The 19,312-nt window shown below is 46.6% G+C and carries 10 protein-coding genes; 5 read left to right on the plus strand and 5 right to left on the minus strand.

Features of this window, described 5'->3' with window-relative positions:
- Positions 1-11: 11 nt before the first annotated feature.
- Positions 12-611, plus strand: a complete 600-nt coding sequence (locus AZI87_RS03730) for a pentapeptide repeat-containing protein (protein ID WP_063205067.1) — start codon at positions 12-14, stop codon at positions 609-611.
- Positions 608-2,899, plus strand: coding sequence for an outer membrane protein assembly factor BamB family protein (locus AZI87_RS03735; RefSeq protein ID WP_063205068.1), 2,292 nt, complete (start codon positions 608-610; stop codon positions 2,897-2,899). The genes AZI87_RS03730 and AZI87_RS03735 overlap by 4 nt, the downstream gene beginning before the upstream one ends.
- Here AZI87_RS03735 and AZI87_RS03740 read toward each other — a convergent pair.
- The 5 genes from AZI87_RS03740 to AZI87_RS03760 form a co-directional block, all read right to left on the minus strand.
- Entirely contained in the window at positions 2,826-4,664 is a 1,839-nt protein-coding gene (locus tag AZI87_RS03740; RefSeq protein ID WP_063205069.1) for a hypothetical protein, read from the minus strand. The genes AZI87_RS03735 and AZI87_RS03740 overlap by 74 nt on opposite strands.
- Positions 4,665-4,750: 86 nt before the next feature.
- Entirely contained in the window at positions 4,751-5,746 is a 996-nt protein-coding gene (locus AZI87_RS03745; RefSeq protein ID WP_063205070.1) for a PulJ/GspJ family protein, read from the minus strand.
- Complete coding sequence (locus AZI87_RS03750; protein WP_063205071.1) at positions 5,743-8,604, minus strand: hypothetical protein; 2,862 nt, start codon at positions 8,602-8,604, stop codon at positions 5,743-5,745. The genes AZI87_RS03745 and AZI87_RS03750 overlap by 4 nt, the downstream gene beginning before the upstream one ends.
- Before the next feature lie 33 nt (positions 8,605-8,637).
- Positions 8,638-9,936 carry a hypothetical protein gene (locus AZI87_RS03755; protein WP_063205072.1) on the minus strand — a complete coding sequence of 433 codons (1,299 nt, stop codon included), beginning with the start codon at positions 9,934-9,936 and terminating at the stop codon, positions 8,638-8,640.
- 216 nt (positions 9,937-10,152) lie between these two features.
- Positions 10,153-10,488: a KH domain-containing protein gene (locus AZI87_RS03760; RefSeq protein ID WP_063205073.1), complete on the minus strand. Its 336-nt coding sequence runs from the start codon at positions 10,486-10,488 to the stop codon at positions 10,153-10,155.
- A 125-nt stretch (positions 10,489-10,613) separates the two neighbouring features.
- Here AZI87_RS03760 and AZI87_RS03765 point away from each other — a divergent pair, with 125 nt between their 5' ends.
- From AZI87_RS03765 to AZI87_RS03775, 3 genes are all read left to right on the plus strand, one after another.
- Positions 10,614-11,366 carry a TIGR02147 family protein gene (locus AZI87_RS03765; RefSeq protein ID WP_063205074.1) on the plus strand — a complete coding sequence of 251 codons (753 nt, stop codon included), beginning with the start codon at positions 10,614-10,616 and terminating at the stop codon, positions 11,364-11,366.
- A 100-nt stretch (positions 11,367-11,466) separates the two neighbouring features.
- The gene (locus AZI87_RS03770) at positions 11,467-15,054 is read left to right on the plus strand and encodes a tail fiber domain-containing protein (RefSeq protein WP_063205075.1); all 3,588 of its coding nucleotides are present in this window, start codon (positions 11,467-11,469) and stop codon (positions 15,052-15,054) included.
- A gap of 121 nt (positions 15,055-15,175) precedes the next feature.
- On the plus strand, positions 15,176-19,306 hold the full coding sequence (locus AZI87_RS03775) for a tail fiber domain-containing protein (RefSeq protein WP_063205076.1): 4,131 nt from the start codon (positions 15,176-15,178) through the stop codon (positions 19,304-19,306).
- Positions 19,307-19,312: the final 6 nt, after the last annotated feature.

Raw genomic sequence — 19,312 nt, forward strand, 5'->3', positions numbered from 1 at the left:
AATAGAGATATATGCACGTTTTCACTGTGACCTTGCTCTTAATAACCTCTGTAGCAACGGCGGAAGTTTGTCCCGACGGTCGCAAAAGTTCCGACTTCATTCAAGGTTCCTTGCAGTTTGTTCGCTGCCAGAACATTCAAAATGCTTACTTTGAAAAAGATCTTCTAAAGGGAGCGGACGCTTCTGGAAGCCATTTCTATAAAGTCGGATTCAACAAAGTAAATTTTGATAATGTTCAAATGACGTCCGTCGAGTTCCGGGAAAACACTTTTGAAAAAGTAACGGGACTGAACTGGAATATTCAAAATTCGCGATGGATGGGTGGGATAATAAAAGACAGCCATCTATCCAAGAATCGCCTCGACGCTTCCAAGCTAGGTGGAGTTAAAATCTATCGTACGAATTTAAGCGAAACCTCATTGAAGGACACGACTTGGAGCAACTGTTATTTCGAAGACGTAAATCTGGAAGGCGCTGACCTACGCGGAGCCCGCTTCGACATGTGTGTCTTCTTAAACGTACGTATGAAGGGAGCTATATTTAATAAATTCACGAAGCTTCCCATTTCTGACGCTCAAAGATCACTTCAGGGCATGGTGTACTCTCCATGAACAAGACACAACGGCTGTACGGCTTCTTTCTGTCTTTGACCCACATTGTGACCCTTTGGTTTTGGCGGGCCTTTGATTTCGATTACGGGCTGTCGCACAAGCTTCAGAATTTAGAATGGAATCCTTGGCCATTTATTCCTGAAGGGCACGTCTTATTTATTCAGGAACATGCGGTCGCGGTCACAAGTGCCTATATACTTCTGTCCTTTCTGACACCTTTACTGTTTCTGTTTGAAAAGCCTAAAGACCCCCTTCGTCTTGGCGCTTTCACACTGACTCTATTCATTAAGCTCGCGATCTTTTTTTCCTCTTATGATTTTATGGGTAACTATCACTATATGGGGAACTTGTTGTTGGCCCTTTATGTGGTCTCTGGTGCCAATCTGCTTTTTTTACAGATATCATTAGCGCTTTTTTATTTCGGCGCCGGACTTTTAAAGTTCAATGCCGAATGGATCACGGGTTCAGCTCTTCTTCGCGAAACATTTTTGCAAGGATTCTGGTTACAGGCAGCCTGCGTTTACGTCATCTTGTTAGAAACAGTCTTGATCTGGTTTTTATTTGCCAAAAATAAATATCTTCGCCTTATTACTTTCGCCCAACTCGTTGTCTTTCATATTTTCAGCTGGCACATCGTCGGATTTTACTATCCGTCGGTGATGTTTCTATTACTGACTGTATTTCTTCTTTATCGGCCTACGGATTTTAATTTCAAAAATAGCCTTCCGAAATTTGCACCGGTCTACTTTGCCCTGTTCTTAGCGGCTCAGCTCTATCCAAAGCTGCTTAATAAGAATGAAGCTTTGACCGCCGAGGGAAGAATGCTTTCCTTGAATATGCTTGATGCCAAAACGGAATGCCTGGCATCGTTTGAGCTTCCAACCCAAGACGGATATTTGTACCTGGATCAACCGCTTTCTTACGCGATTCGCATCCGCTGTGATCCGTTGGTTTATTTTAACTATGCAAAAAAACTGTGCGCGCAATCTTCAGATGTCACTATCCCCAGCGTTAAGATAAACCTGAAATCACGCAAACAGACCGATTATCAAGACACATGGGTCATTCGCGACCAAGAAATGTGCGATAAAGAAATTACCTATTCGATCTTCCTAAATGATTGGGTTCACGCGAGTCACGAACTTTCTGCGCCGACATCAGCACCGGAAAAAGCTTACTCGCATTGGCGGGAAAATCCGCAACGGACCGGAGAATCTCGTCATCTGATGAAAACATCGTTTACTACCACCTCGCTGCCCTTTCCTTTTCAGGAAAACATTCACTCCGCGGGTAAATCCAGTCCAATAGCCTTTAAGAGTCTTTGGTTTGTAGGAAGCGACAGTGGTTCGTTGTACGCCTTTGATAATTCCTCTTTTCTTTGGAGAGATTACTTCCCGAAGCCTGTCTTTGGCTTTCATGGCTCTGGTGTGACCACCGAAGATGGAGATCTCTATCTTGGTGCTTACGACGGAATTTTGCATAAGATCCGCAGTAAAGATGGAAAACGAATCTGGTCCGTAAAGTTGGGAAGTGCGATTGGCTCTTCTCCCCTTTTGGTAAATGGTTCGCTTTACGTCGCGGTAGAAAATCTGCCTGATAGCAGCACTTTCTTTGCGCTGGATCCGCGCAATGGCGCCATCCGCTGGAGTTCAAATAAAATCAAGGGACTTGCCCACGCTTCGCTGAGCTATCACGCCAAAAGTGATCAGGTATTTGGGGCCACTGGTGCGGGCGAAGTGATTTCCTTTCACTCGAGATCCGGAAAAGAAATGTGGCGCATAAGCGTCTCGGGAAAGATTATTTCTACGCCTCTAGTCACTGACGAAACAGTGGTCATTGTAAGTACAGAGGGAGATGTCCAAGCACTGAATGTTCGTAACGGGACCTTGCGCTGGCATCATCAGTTAAGCTCGGGATCTCGGGCCTCTCCTTCTTATCATTCTAAAGAAAATATCCTGATAGTTCCCTCTGAAAATGGCGACATCACGGCTTTACAAGCTTCCGACGGGGCCGAGCTTTGGCGGAAGGTGAATGCCCACCTTCACGTATCGAGCGGACTCATTGCCCGTTACGGTAAGGTCGATGTGTATATAGATCAGTGCCAGGAAAAGACTTTGTGTTTTCTAAATGTGAAATCCGGTGCGGTGCTGGAATCTTATTCCTTACCCGATAGCTTTTCATCAACGCCTATGCTTAAAGAAGACGGGCTCTACATCACTCTTGATGGGTCAGCGGGCTTATGGCGCTTGGGTGAGAACGTAAAGACCGCAAAACAGTCTGCAAAGTAGTCTGGTAAATTTCTTGAGCCTTGTGAGAAGGCTCCGCTTTCTGCAGAGTCTCGACGACCTTGCCTAGGTACTCAGTGCGATTTAAAGTTGTTCGATGTTGATACTGCGTAAGTTGATAAAGCAAAGACTCATAGCTTTCCGGTATCGCCTCTGTCATATTCGCTTGCAAAGCCAAATCTGCATGCAAAAGCTGCCCCGCTATGGCCACAAGAGGATGGTTGTTCTCTACTCCCCCCGGCAAAGGGGAAGGCTTTTGAATAACATCCAATGGAAAATGAATCTGAAACTGATTGCGAATGTAGCTCATCGTTAAATTTCGACAGAACAGCTCTTCTTCCGTCATTGGCCGGTTGTTAACTTCACGGTAAGCCTTTATAAGACTTTTTTCATCACAGTTATTGGACGTTTCAAGACAATTCAAAATCTTCGGAAGAACACCTTTACAGACACCCGGTGTTGCCCACGCCATGTGATCCGAAGACTTGGCGGAAATGATTTCCAAGCGGTTTTCCAACTCCGTTAGTTTTTCGTCCTTGGATTTAGACATAAAAAGATTTCGTTCAAAATTTCGAATCAATATGTCTGAGGATGGAATCATCAAAAGTAGTGTGGTCAGAACAGCACTCAGCGCAAGAGGTCTTTGAAACTGAGAAAGGTTTTGGCTCGCGACGTATGCAAAGTTAATGGCTAAGATCGGAAGGAAAGAATAGATAAAGCGAGCTTCTCCGGGGTTCGAGAAGAAAACAGCAGCGCACTGACAGAGAATAAATAATAGGAAAAGCCGGGTTATCGGATTTGAAAGAATTCGCGAAGCACAGAAGAGTGTACAAAGAAATGCAAAAAGATAAAGACCACCTAAGATCTTACTGAGGGCCGTCATTCTTCCTTTCATTGGATCAGGATAGAAAGGCCCGTCAAAGATGTTCAACAAACTGCGCGACTGCAAGGCCGCCACCCACGGTCGCTCTTGCACACATGCCTTCGCCGTTTGCACATAGTAAAGCGTGTCGCGAAAGTCATTTTCTAAAAATAAAGATCGCGTTTCTCTGAGAGACCAAAATGCAGGTGGCCGAAACCAGAATGAATTCTGCTCGTTTTTAAAATCCAACGTGGGTGCCTGACACCAGGCCTGAGCGATATTGGCACCACGATTTAAATTCAAAGACGCTGTTCCTTGCCGATCAAATCGACTGTTCACAAGCGAAAGACCCGCTAGCAGAAACACCATGAGCATCAAGCCCGCCAGAGTCTGCTTGCGGGACATCCTTGTTGCCTCGGTGGAGAAAGTGAGAGCGTAGAGCGGAAAAAGCAAAAGAAACGGCAGAATGATATTTCTTAACGCGAATGAGAGACCTAATAAAATGAAAATGCCTAAATGGCGTGTCCACAATGACACTTTGAAAGTTTCAAAGTAAAGCCCCAGAGCCAACACCGTCAGAAACTGAAAAAGGCTTTCGCTTATGTTTAACGAATTCAAATAAATCTGCATGGGATTAAGCAACAAAAAGAGTCCTAGAACGCCGTTTTGCCATCGTGAAGAGACATTAAGATGACCCAGAAATCGATAGACCAAATAGGCGGTGCCCAGCCCTAATCCCTGATTCAGCCAATAAAGAAGACTCAAGCGATATTCTAAAAGACCGATGGAATCTAAGATTTTATAAATAAAGGCCAGCCAAACCGGATAAGAACCCCATGCCGCAAAATTTCCGAAAACTTCGCCAGAAATCACAGCCAAGGCTCGCTCATCGAAGCGAAAAGCCATGTGAATATTCCACGTCTCGCTTTTATAAAAGAATACGAAGAAAGCGAATCGAAGAAGAATGCTAAGAAGAAAAAGTCCCCGTAAGCTTAAAGAGATATCACACCCGTCCTAAGAATGTCGTTACTGATCGTCGTGGAAATACTTTTCGAAGTAACACGAACCAGATCTGTGTAGGTATCAATCATTTTCAGAAATTGTTTTAACTCAATCTGATTTTCACAGGCACCAGGGAAGGCGTTCTTCCTTAAGTAACAGTTGTTTTGCACAGTGAAAGTTTCAATGGCAACGTTCGTTCCCTCGACATTCTTAAAGAACATTCCAAATCCCGCGCCTACAACAGGGTTTCCGGCATTAGATTTAGGGAACTCTTGAACGGAGATCACTCTTTCATTGTTATCGAGATCAATGGAGTAAGCCTTAAAGAAAAATTTAGAAACTGATCCTTCTGTACAATTGGGCGAGTTCGGAAGACAGCAGGTAACACTCATCGTGCCATCACTGCGATGAGTGATGAAGGGACGACGTTTCATGGCGCCTAATACGTACAGTGCGGTGATACCCGGAAACTTATTATCTATCTCAAAAGCGTTATCCGCCTCATCACATCGTGCGACCATAAGGCGTTTGGTTCTTTTTTGCATTCCACCTTGGCTTCCGGTCAGACGATGTTCTTCCAACAAAAAAGAATCAAGAATAATATCGTAAGCCGTTCCTGATATGGCTTCCGTGGCTTTTTCATACAGGTGACTTCCCTGAGCATTCTTAGCCCATTCTTGAGGATTTATAATCATTGAAGGCGCAGGTGAAACTGCATTGCTACCTAGACTCGCTGCTCCCGTATTGAGGGTTTGATAGAAAGTTGTCGGCATATTCAGACGGCTCATGTTTAAGTTTCTTGCCGAACGACGAATAAACATATCCATTTCTTGAATTTCACTGACCACTTCTTGCTTCTTTTCAATACGCTGCATCTCTTTTACGAAGACAATCGTTGCTTGGCTTGATGCTAAAAGCAGAATGGCCATGATGGCACTGACCACCATGACCTCAACCAATGTGAATCCCTTCTTATCCAAAATCATGGTTTCACCTTAATAAAATCCAGATACCCCAGATCAAAATTCGACTTCTTCATCACCCACAACATCGAAATCAAGGGCTTTTGTAAATCAGCTTCAAGTAGGCGGTCTTCATCGGTTCCACAGCCTTGCGCTATATCCCGAACAGCAATGTTTCTATTTCTGCTTGAATAACAAGCGACCTTGATTTTCACCGAAGGATCTGGAACCCATTCAAACTCCTCTTGCTGTTGCGCTTGAGGCGAGCTTTGTGGGCCTTGGTTGCTCTTATCCACTTTGACTTTTTTCAGCAGTCGGCGCGCTTCAATAAAGGCACCGTCTCTATCGACAAGCTCCTGACTGAGCTCTTCAAATCCGGGCTTTTTAAACGCCAGCTTAGAAAACTCTCCTTGAAGCGCGGGTGCAAGATGCGCCCCTTGCAGAGCGACCCATACTGCACGCGGTTCGGAAGCTAACTCTGGAAACGGATAATAATTTCCATGAGGTGCCACCGCCATGAGCGAACTCAACCAACCCGAAGAAGAATGAGGCGCAACGAAAAATCCATTTGAAGATTCACAGGCGCTACCACCGTCCGCAAAGTTTTGCGATGACTTGCCGCGAGTGACGAAGAATCCACCGCTCTTATTCTGACAGAGGAATTCGTGCGAGCTTGTCTGTTCAGAGGCCACAGGAACAACGCCGCGGAATTTCACGTGATTGAAAAGCACGTAGGCTGTTCCACCACCGGCAGGCGCGCGCACGTAAGAATAAGGTGTTTCCGAAACAACCGTATGGGTCTGTACGCCAGCAGGACTATAATAAAGCATGTGCCGTTGATCGACGTCATTTGAAAGCATGGCTCTAGGCACATCTGCCACGACACCGGCGTCTTCTACTTTGAGCGCCGTCCAGAATTCGCTAGAAACTTTACTTCCAAAAGATTTTTTCAAATCACTTGCAGCCCGAGAACTCTCTTCTTCTCCTTGTGGAGAAACAAAGAATCCCATTTTTGCTAGATTCAGTAACTGATAACGATTCGATGCTTTTGGAATCTCATCTAAGCGGGCCACCGACCCACCTTGTTGCAGAATACCTTCGCGCAACTGAGTCACCGGATGCGATTCGCGTCCCATATTTCGGCAGGCCTCCGGAGCCTCGGCAAAACTCACGGAAGGAATCGTCGAACTTCCTAGAGTGCGCGCCAAAGTATATTCACCGAAGGCAAAACACATCGCAGGAAGCTTGTCGTTACAATTTCGCGACTGATAGATCAGCTTTCCATTTTCAACCTTAGCCGAAATACAACGGCCTCCTCCTGCCAACGCAATGTTTTGTTCAGCATAAGGCAGGATTTTTTCGGCTTCGTCTTTGTTTTCAGCAGCACATTCAGGAATCTGCGCATCCAAAGGTTCTGGTGGTAACTCGTTCAATGGGCCAAAGGTTTCTAGCCCCATGCGAGTGCATCCTTTAACAAAACACATCGTACAGTGGAGTGGCATTGAAGCGGCACCGATTTCTGCCGCCCACTTATCTTCGTTATCCAAGAAATCCGGAGTGGACACGGTCAAAGAAGGTCGTGCCGAAATAGGATTGGTCTCAGAACACACTTTGCGACAAAGAGGTTCTGCATTATTCACTTTCACCTTCAAGCCATTGCCGCCCGGACTGAACGACATAGGAGCACTTGTATCCATTCCGCCTTGAGCATCTATCGGGTAAAAAAGCTGGTTGGAGTGTTGACGATAAGATGTCGTCGCTGAGTTTGTGTACTCTATCGCAGTTCCCGAATTGTTCAGAATATTCTTCCCATTAGTATCTAAAAACTCCAGCTTAGGACTGACACGGACGCGTTCTCTGTAACCATACTTGTTTTTAGAAAAATAGTTCGCAAAAGCCGTGACGTTTATAAACGGTTTGTAGTCGCGCGTGTGATTTCGCGCCGGGCAACGAAAACGGGTTTCGGTACAAGCGGCGACGACGTTTTTAGTTCGATCTGCGGAAAGACGACCATCAATGTAACGACCTTGAACCACTTCCGTAGCTGAAAACGAAATTTCAAAAGGACTGACACCGGACTCTTCAAAAATAGTATTATTATAAATAGTCCGTCCCGAAGGGTCTCCGACACCGGTGCCTGCGGGTGACATCGAGAGAATCACACCATTAGCATCGCGGACATCACACGAGCCCACGTCCAAAACTGAAATAAGATCTTTTGAATCTGCGGAACGCTTAGAGCGTTCTCCGTTGTCTAGAATACGGTCATAGTTCGTGACCGCCTCAACCATGAAGACGGCGGTCTTTGAATCGACTCTCTGCAAACCCATAGGTAACAGAGAAAATACGGCGCTGGATTTCGTCGGATCCATTGTACGAATGCTAATACTTAAATCGACTTGTAAAGTTTTGAAATCAATAGCTTGGCTGGTCGCCAAGGTGTTCTTGCCCTGAACGGGGGCTAATGAGATTTTGATTTCGCCTCTATCTGAAACTTTATAATCTGATACCGACCACTCGGGTGCAAAAACCTTTTTCCACACGGTCAAAGAAAACGCGGTGTTCAATCGCGCCTTTGCCGTGACAAGATCTATGGGTTGAATTCCGGGTTTAATCTGCTTTGGCTCTAATAAAGAACAAATGCCTTTTGTTTTAAGGCCTCCCGACGTCTCGGCTGTTTCTAAAAGGGCCGCCCGTGTGCGGTTTAAAACGTCAGTTCCGATTCCAGGCAGTTCCTGTTTTGCAACAGAACTTTTCGCCATCGTCGAATGCTGGCTGACTATGGCAGCAATGGATAGTATCGAAAGAGCTACGATACCCGCGGCGATCACGCCTTCAATCACGGAAAAACCTTGTATAGATTTGCTATTGTGTTTTTTCATAGATCTCCCGCACATAAACGTTCAAAAAAGAGTCTAGTTATCACCGTCGCCATCACCGTTCGACTGAAGGACTTCGACAGGGCGTGGTCGGACCACCATCGTTGTGACCGTCGTAGTTTCCGTGACGGACTCCTGAGGCGACGTCACTTCTATCTCAGGAAGTTGCACCCCCAGCCGCTTGGGCTCGATAACGGACAAAGTTGGATTCTTCACGAAGGTGCTTGCCACGTAGGGATTATAAGTATTTCTAAACGTAGGTTTCGTGGCTTCCATCGGTGAATATCGAGAGACACTGATATCAAATTTTTCGTAGGAAAGACTTTTAAAGCTACTAGCCACAGTGACAGAGGTCGAAGTCGAGCTGCTTGCAGAGTCCCCTTCCACTTCGCGACTGACCCGTTGAGTTTGGAATACGCGCACCGGCGAATAGCATTTGCGCTCAACTTCCGCGTTGAGTTTTTCCCCAGGCATGAAGACTTCTTGCTTACCCATGGCATCGACCAGCATCACGTCTTTTTCCCGATTCGGATAAATTTCGCTATTGTAGGTCGTCGTTCTTTCATACTTTAGCTTGTAGATAGCCCCTGGCCCCAAATTTGTGATGCGCACACCGATCATCGCCGATGCTCCATCTTGGGGAGCCCCCAAAGGACCGCGACATTCTGGATTGTTCGTCAGAACACTTCCCGCTTCACATTCAAAGATGCAGGATTCTCTTCCCGTATTACTAATCACCTGCACGTCAGGAGTTCCGATAGGTCGGCGGATCGCTCCACTTTTACTGACTTCTTTGGCTCGGCCGTCTGTTCCCATGAACTGAGTCACTGCCGTCATCACAACCATAAACCGATCGTCATCCGAGAGAGAGTTAATGAATGGAATTTCGCCCACAAGAGATCTAAATGAGCTTTGTTTCGACCAATCAACAAGATCCATTTTCAATTCGGTGGTATAAACCTTCTTGTTCTCATCTTTGTTTTCCACAACAAGAACCAAAACATCGTCCTCATGACGAACGGATTTTATATTGTACTTACTTTCAGGAATGCGCGGAGTATGGTATCCACCGCCCCAGCGGCATTTTTTTTTATTACTTCCTAAATCTTCCCAACCATCTTCGCGACACAATACCAGGTTATGAGCGACGAAATATCCGCCTAATCCCAAGGCTTTTTGATTACCTAGATTTGTCTCCCATTCAGAATAGGCGTAAGACGACCTTCTAAAGATATCCAGTCCCATCTGAGACATGGCAGCGACGCTCAATACGGAAATAACCGATATCCCTGCGACCATTGGCAGAATGCCTGCGCCAGAGTGATTCAACTTCACAAAAACCTCCGACCGAAACGCACAAATGAAGCATTTTAATGTTGATTCCCCAAATTTATCGGCAATTTTTCGCGGCGAATAAACCCTAGGTGCATTACGATGTGTGGCTTAAATTTTTTTTGACTTCGCGTACTGCTTCAAAAGAAGACGACGTTCCAGAATTTTTAAAACTGCGTAATATAACCGTCTCACTCATAAAAATGATTTGCTTTTAACTCAGTAGAACTGATCTTCGTTCTCGACTTGCAAGATGGCGCGAAAACCGTGGCGGCCCGCTATCGCCGTCACTAGATGGCGAAGGCAGTTGATAGTTCTACCTCCACTTCCCAAAACCCGGCCGAAGTTATCTTGATCTGTTTTTATGTAATAGACGGTGGTCTGTTCCCCCACGGAGTATCTAAGACCTACACTATTCGGATCGCTGGCAATTTCTTTAAGTGCCAATTCGACAATGCGCTGAATGTTTTCTCGCGCGATATTGAACCTTTCTGAAGATCCGTCTTCCATCTTCCGCACTTTAATCACCGCCACTTGCTTTCTTAGCGAACTCATTCCTTGGCCCCTTTTGTGACATAGTTCTTCATCTCTTGTGAAATGTCTTTAGCCGAGCTTAAGTTACTGTGTCGGACTCGACTGTATGCCCACAGATTCAAAAACTGCGACCATGCGAGGAGCAGATGAACGAACTTTCAAAAATCCTGATTCGCGAGTTTGAAATGAAGCGCCAGCGAAATCTCAAATTTTCACTAAGGGCTTTTGCTAAGTTTTTGAAAACAGATGCCAGCAATCTTTCAAAGATCCTTCGTGGTGAGAGAATTCCTTCTGCTAGCTTTGCTTTGGAGCTTCTTCAACGACTGAACATCAATACGGATGAAAGAAACATAGTCTTGAAATCACTTGTCGAAACTAAAAGTCATCTTAAAGAAGAAAAGAAAGAAAGGTCGAAAAATCTAGAACACAAAATCGTGGCGTCTTGTCATTGGCTTCACCTTATTTTACTGGAGCTCTCGCAAATAATGATTTTAACGCCAAATCAGCTTGAAAAGATCAGCCGAATTTTGAATGTCTCTTTGTATGAAGTTAAGGTGGCCTACGAGGAATTGGCAAGATGGGACTTATTAAATGAAGATGGTATCGATAATTATAGTACGATGTGTGGGCCCATAACTGCGGAAAATCTTCGCGCGATTCAAAGACAATTTTTAAAGATGGCTGTGGATGCCATGGAAATCTACGACCTGACAGAACGGGAAAACACGACACTGACTTTCTCGATTCCCAAGGCGCACATTCCCGAAGTAAAAGAGATCTTAAAAAAGACTCGCGATCGGATCAATCGTTTATCCAACATGAAGAAAAATCAGAAAAGCTGCATCTACAATATTTCTATGGCCCTTTATCCCGTCTGTGATAGCGCTGATCTATCCTAAGTTGTATCAAGTTGAAACAGTTTTCGTAAAAAGTATTACGTTCTGTCTATAATTCCGCTTTTCACTCGGACTTTCTTGTTAAGAATCCGATAAGAAGAATATGAAACACGGAACGTATCTTGTCTTGATTCATGTTTTTCTAGCATCCCTAGGAAGCTTCGCCGCTCCTAATCTTCTGACATATCAAGGCCGCATCGTGAAAGCGGACGGTTCCGCCCTTGAGTACAATAACGTCAGCTTTTTATTTGAAATCACTAACAACACCGGCGCCTGCGTGATCTATCGAGAGCAGAAAAACGGAATCAACATGACGAACAGTCATGGTGTTTTCGATGTTCCAATTGGTGCCGGTACAAAACTTTTCCCTTCTTCACCGACGAAAACTCTTTTGAATGCGTTTAATAACAGTACGACTCACGATTGTGCAGATGCTGATAACAATGTTGCGGGCTCTTATACACCCGCTGTCGGACACACGCGTCTTTTGCGCGTTCAGTTTCACGACGGAACAGGTTGGAAGGTCATCAGCCCGGATAATGAGATTCGCTCTGTTCCCTTTGCGGCCTACTCTCAATCCGCTGAAAAGCTTGGCGACTTAGGCGCCAATGACTTCATCGTAAAAACAGGCATTCCTTCTTGTAATACGGGTGAATTTTTAACTTGGAATGGAACCGCTTTAACTTGTGGCGCGGTTTCTGGAGCCAGTGGTGGAACGGTCACCAATGTCACATCGGCCAACTCTTATCTCACAGTGACTAACAACACATCCACGCCCCTTCTTACACTGAACGTGGGTACCACTGCTAACACCGTCGCTGCCGGAAATGATCCGCGTTTGTCAGACTCTCGTCCCCCGAATGGCGCCGCAACCGGTGATTTAAGTGGAAACTATCCAAATCCTACAGTGGCAAAAATTCAAAATGTGGCAGTCGCGACGGCGGCGCCGACAACGGGGCAGTTTTTTAAGTTCGATGGTGCCCAATGGGCGGCTTCAGCCATTGCGATTTCTGATGTTACAAACTTGAATTCCACATTCTCTAATTATCACACCACCGCGGCCTTCAATGCCGCTGTCGGAAGTGCGAACTGCGCCGCTTACCAAACTCCTTACTGGAATTCGGTTTCGGGCTCTTTTCAGTGCCAAGCGATCAACGTATCCGTCGCTGGCGATGTCAGTGGAAGTATTGGTGCCGTATCGGTTAATAAAATTAAAGGTGTCGATGTTGATACGACCGGATTGTCTTCAGGACAAGTTTTAAAATACGACGGAACGAAGTGGGCGCCTGGAAATGACAGTAACGCCGGTGGTACAGTTACAAATATCACAACCGGCACGGGTCTTAGCGGTGGTCCGATCACTTCGACGGGAACTATTTCTTTGGCAAATACGACGGTGACAGCAGGTTCTTATACGCGCGCCAATATTACGGTGGACGCTCAAGGTCGTTTGACTGCCGCAAGCAATGGCTCGGCCGTGAATCTTGCCACGGATATCACTGGAACTCTTCCAATTGCAAACGGCGGTACTGGCCAAACAAATGCGACAGAGGCCTTCAACGCGCTTTCTCCCCTGACAACAAAGGGCGATATTGTCGTGAACGACGGAACCAATGACATTCGTCTTCCAGTAGGTACGAATGGACAAGTTCTTTCCGCAAACTCGGCCCAGGCCTCGGGCTTACAATGGGTGACTCCCACGAATGGAACTGTCACCAATGTTTCAGGTACAGCACCTATTTCGGTTTCATCCGGCTCAACAACTCCTTCAATTTCAATCGCGGATGCGACGACCTCAGCAAAAGGGGCTGTTCAAGTAGGAGCTGGTATCGCAGTCACCTCAGGGACTATCAGTGCTGATCCCGCAAACTTTCCTTCAGCGGTGCCCGTTGCTAAAGGCGGTACGGGTGCCACTTCGTTAACGGCAAATAGACTTCTTGCTTCCAATGGAAGCGGCAGCGCGATCACCGCATTTAACTGCGCGACGGGACAGCTTCTTACTTTTGATGCGACAGGTATGATGACTTGTACATCTTTTGCAAATGCATCGGTGTTTGTGAATGGCGGAAACTCTTTCGCAGCGGCAGGAACTTTGGGAACGAATGACTCCAATGCATTGAATTTAGAAACGAACAATGCGGTTCGACTTACAATCAGTGCTGCGGGTGACCTCGCCGTCAATACGACGGTCGACACAAATGCAAAACTCAAGATCCGTTCTGGATCGGCGACTCAAGCCCCTCTGAGTTTAGACAGTCCGGCCTCAGGTATTCCTAGCATTGATTTTCTTCGCAATGGAACTTGGAAGGGAACTTTCGGGTTTACAAATGGTGCGGGCGACGAACTTTATGTCTCTAACGGTGTTAACGGGCCGGTGATCTTTGATACGAATAACGACGAAAAAATGCGCATTCAAGCTGATGGTAAAGTTGGCATCGGTTCTAGTGGCCCAGGGGCTCTCTTGCAAGTCGGAGCTTGGGATGCGCAGGCGACTTACAACAGTATATTCGTTGGAAGTTATCACAATACTTTGGGGCAAGCTCAGTTCGTTGGTAACTGGAACAGCACGGGATATTGGGGTATTGGTCCTGCGACAAATCCGGCTAACGGTGTTGTGCGTATCGGTAATGCGAATACAGCCGGCGACTGGAGAGCCACTCAAGATTTGGCGCTTCAAGTGCCCGGAAGAATTGGTCTTGGTCCTACGGTCACAGCTCCTGAAAGGGTGTTGCATATCAAAGGAACTGGCGGGCTTGACGATGATCTTTATATTCAATCGCAGCACAGTGCGAGTGGCGAAGGTTCTGTGATTATCACGCGCGCGCGCGATTCTGCGGGAGCTCCTGCCGCCGTTCTTGCTAATGACAGTTTGGGATTTCTGGCGATCCGTGGTTACGATGGATCTGCCTATGTACAAGCAGCAAGCATTAACGCCTACGCGGCATCTGACTTTGCGACTTCAAAATCATCAACGATGATTTTCAGTACAATAGCTTCGGGAACGTCTGCTGAAAGAATGAGAATTCATTCTGACGGAAATGTTGGGATTGGAACCACGGCACCTACAGGACACCTTACAGTCTCCTCTGCGGCGGCCTATACGATGATCTATAATACCAACACCTCCGCCGGCGGCCAGGCGTGGCGATGGCTTTCCTCTTCTACCGCCGCTCCTCTTGGCGCCAATGCTATGTGCTTCGCACTCGGCGCCTGTTATTTTAGTTTATATGCTTCAGGTAACGCCACCCTCTCTGGCACCCTCACTCAAGCTTCAGATGTTCGTCTTAAAAACGATATCCAACCAATCCTTAATGCCTTGGATCGAATCACAAATATTCACGGCGTGACTTATCAATGGATCGACAAAAATAAAGACCAGACAAAACAAATGGGTCTTATCGCGCAAGAAGTGGAAGCTGTTTTCCCTGAGGTCGTGAAAACGGACAGCAAGGGATTTAAATCGGTCGCTTATCAAAATCTTGTTGCTCCGATCATCGAAGCCATTAAGGAGTTGAACCATAGATGGTCTTCAGATTCGGAAGTCATTCATAAAGAATTAGTCGCGCAAAAACGAGAGATCGCTTCCCTCAAAGAAGAAAACGAAAAACTCAAAACGCAAGTTGAAGAAATCTCTTCGATCAAAAAAGCCTTGTGCAAGCAGGATAAGAGTCTCGACTTTTGTAAAAAATAACTCACAGAAGTTCGCTAAACTGTGTCTCACTTCGAGACACTTTTTCTAAATCGCGCTTACATTCGAATAATTCTGGCCCAAAGACCTTCGAAATAGTTGTTAAGATTCCGATAAGATAGGTATGAGAACCGGTACGTCGCTTATTCTATTTCTCGTTTTCTTCGCCATGCATGCAGCTGAAGCTGCTCCTGCGCTGTTCACTTATCAAGGACGTATCTTAAAAGCCGATGGTCAGGCCTTAGAGCACAACTCTGTCAGTTTTATTTTTGAAGTCACCAACCCTAATGGCACTTGCGTTATTTATCGCGAACAAAAAGACGGCATCAATATGGTGAATTCTAAAGGCGTCTTTGACGTGCCCATCGGTTCGGGCACAAAACTATTTCCAGCCGATCCGTTTTATTCCCTCTTAGACGCTTTCAATAACGCCAAGACACATGACTGCGTTGGTGGCGCAACTTACTCGGCTTTATCCGGAGACATTCGCCTTCTTAAGGTGCAGTTTCATGATGGCAGCGGTTGGAAAGTCATTTCTCCCTCAAATGAAATTCGCACGGTTCCTTTTTCAGCTTATGCTCACTCGTCTGAAAGATTGGGCACTAAAACTGAAAATGATTTCTTCGTAAAAACAGGATTACCCGCCTGTTCTGCCGGAGAATTCTTAAGCTGGGATGGAACTGCTCTGGGATGTGCGCCAGTATCAGGAGCCAGTGGCGGTACCGTCACAAACGTGACTTCTGCCAACGCTTACATCACGGTTACTAGTGGGACTTCTACACCGCAATTGACTTTGAATGTGGGCACTGGAGCAGGCACCGTGGCTGCGGGAAATGATTCGCGCTTGAGTGATGCACGTACTCCAACCGGAGCTGCCAGTGGAGATCTTAGCGGAACCTATCCAAATCCCTCCGTTGCCAAAATTCAGAATGTGACGATCGCCAATGCCGCGCCTTCAGCGAATCAGTTTTTTAAGTTTGATGGATCACAGTGGATAGGATCCGCCATCGCTATTTCAGATGTTACAAACTTAAGCGCCACACTCGCGACTTACAAAACGAATGCTTCATTTAATACGGCAGTGGGCAGCGCGAACTGTGCGGCTCACCAAACTCCTTATTGGAATTCAGTGTCTAGTTCTTTTCAATGTCAGGCGATCAATGTTTCTGTTGCCGGAGACGTTAGCGGAACAATCGGCGCCGTTTCGGTTAATAAAATCAAAGGTGTTGATGTCGATACAACAGGCTTAATATCTGGCCAAGTTTTAAAATACGATGGAACAAAGTGGGCTCCAGCTAATGATAGCAACGCTGGTGGAACCGTTACGAATATTGCAACGGGCACAGGTCTTAGTGGCGGACCTATTACCACGACGGGAACTATTTCGCTTGCGAACACCGCAGTCACAGCGGGATCTTACGGTTCGACGACCCAAGTGGGAACTTTCACTGTGGATGCTCAAGGACGCTTAACTGCTGCAAGCAATACAGCAATCGCATTCCCCGTCACTTCTGTCGCAACAAAAACGGGAGCCGTCACTCTTGATTATGGTGACATTAATAGCGCCGCTTCAAAATATCTGACTTATCGTCCTAACAATGTCGCCTGTACCGACGGTCAAACTTTGAAATGGGTGACGGCGAATTTACGCTGGGAATGTGCGAACGATACGGATACATCAAGTGGCGGAACCGTTACCAATATCGCCACAGGCACGGGCCTAAGTGGTGGTCCGATTACTTCCACGGGAACTATTTCGCTTGCAAACACGGCAGTGACCGCGGGTTCTTATACTCGCGCAAATATCACTGTCGATGCCCAAGGCCGTTTAACTTCGGCAACAAATGGCGCCGCAATCAATCTTGCAACTGAAGTCACAGGCACCCTCCCTATTGCTAACGGCGGTACGGGACAAACTTCAGCAACAGCCGCTTTTAACGTTCTTTCTCCTCTGACAACCAAGGGTGATCTTGTTGTTAACGATGGCACAAATGATATTCGTCTGCCAGCAGGCACCAATGGACAAGTTCTTTCTGCAAACTCGGCACAAGCATCAGGCTTACAATGGGTGACACCTACTAATGGAACTGTGACCAGCGTTTCAGGAACAGCCCCTATCGCCGTCGCAACGGGAACTTCAACGCCTGTTATTTCTATTAGTGATGCAACAACGAGTGCAAAAGGTGCCGTGCAAGTAGGCGCGGGTATTGCGGTCTCTAGTGGTACTATCAGTGCCGACCCAGCCAATTTTCCAACGGCAGTTCCCGTTTCCAAAGGCGGCACGGGAGCTACATCACTGACTGCGAATAGGCTGCTTGCATCGAATGGAACCGGATCCGCTGTCACGGCATTTAACTGTGCGGTCGGACAGCTTTTAACATTCGATGGTACGGGAATGATGACGTGTACATCGTTTGCGAATGGCTCTGTGTTTGTAAATGGAGGCAACTCTTTTGCGGGTACAGCAACATTGGGAACGAACGATGCCAATTCACTTGTACTAGAAACTAACAACACCGCTCGAGTAACAATTCTATCGGGTGGAAATGTCGGTATCAAAGAATCTGCTCCCGCAGGAAATTTGCACATCACTGACGCCGCGGGTGCAGACATTCGCTTACAAGACAATAACGCCACGACCCCTGCGGCCCTCCGCATACTTTCAGAAGGTGGTGTAAACTACATCGAATCCGGTGCAAACTTCACCTCGGGTTCCGCGGCGGATCTTCACTTCACGGATATGATGGGACAAAAACGTTGGATGACGGTTAAAGCCAATGGTTGGGTGGGTATCGGTGATACGACACCGTCCTCTCAACTAGAGGTCACAAGTGCAAGTACAAATCCTACCGTCGTTGCTCGCTTTAATATGCTTCCTGCGCCCACGGCCGATGTTGCAGGAAATCTGCACGGCTCATGGTCATCCATTACTCCAAACAATGCCTTCAATTATACAGGCTCACTTTACGCGGCTGTGAACCGTGTTGAAACGGGAACAAGTCAAACAGGCTCTATCAATAGCGCTGTTGGTATGACCGCAGATGTTTACAACAGATCTGCAGCAACATTCGGTACAGCAACGGGTGTTTATGGAGCTGTTTTAAATACTTCAACTGGTTCAATCTCTGCCGCAAGAGCTGGATATTTTACGGTAACAAACACTGGCGGTGGAACGCTCAACACTGGGTATGGCGTCTACATTGATGGCATCGCAGGCACATCCAAATACGGCCTGTATCAGGCTGATGCTGGAGCAAACAATTACTTTGCTGGGAAATTGGGCGTCAACACGAATGCCCCTCTGGGCAACCTTCATATCGGAAGCACAGGAACTGGTGCTTTCGCCTACTCTTCCTTTCAGATGGGAAATGATGCCACGGCCACTCACAACTTTCATTGGGCGAACGAATACACGAATGGAGCGCGGTCACTGCGTCTCTATAACGGGAATCTGGGCTCAGGCACACCGTTAATGTCCGTGAATGCGGCTGGCGGAGTCACGATGGGTGAAGGAACTGGTGGCGCTGGACTTCTTACGTTGAAACCAGGAAATATCGATCACGTTTACTTACAGTTGTTTGCGCGCACAGCATCGCCGAATACACGCTCCGCATGGATCGGTTACGGCGCAAGCGCGACGGTTGACCTTTCGATTACGAATGAGCTTGAAGGCGGCCAAATCTATTTCAACACAAAATCAGGCGGCGCTCAAAGTGCGCGAATTATCTTCGCTGCTGACGGAACGGCTTACAAACCTGGCGGTGGATCTTGGGCCGCTACTTCCGACGCTCGTCTTAAAACAGATATCAAAGATTTCAATCCGGGGCTCGAAGATCTTCTTAAAGTTCATCCGGTTAGCTTCCGCTACAACGGCAAAGGTGGGACTGTCGACGACGGTAAACACTATATCGGGGTTCTTGCACAGGAATTAGCTCCGATTGCTCCTTATATGATTCAAAAAGAAAAAGCGAAAATCAATAAGACGGACAAAGAAGAATCGGAAATTTATAAAGTGGATCCTTCTGCATTCACATACATGATTATCAACTCGATTAAAGAGCTTTCACAAAAGCTCTCCTCGTTCGAGAACAAAGTGAAATCCTGGTTCAACAATCATGAAGATCGTCTGCAGCGCCTAGAAAACCAGATGGTTTTATTGCAAAAGCAAAATGAAGAATTGAAAAGACAGAACGAAGAGCTTGTGAAGCATTTGAAGTCTCAAGGTGAGACACGTGCTCCGGCCTCTTCACAGTAAGTGCTT

It is taken from the genome of Bdellovibrio bacteriovorus (genome assembly GCF_001592745.1).
In the GTDB taxonomy this organism is placed as follows: Bacteria; Bdellovibrionota; Bdellovibrionia; order Bdellovibrionales; family Bdellovibrionaceae; genus Bdellovibrio; species Bdellovibrio bacteriovorus_B.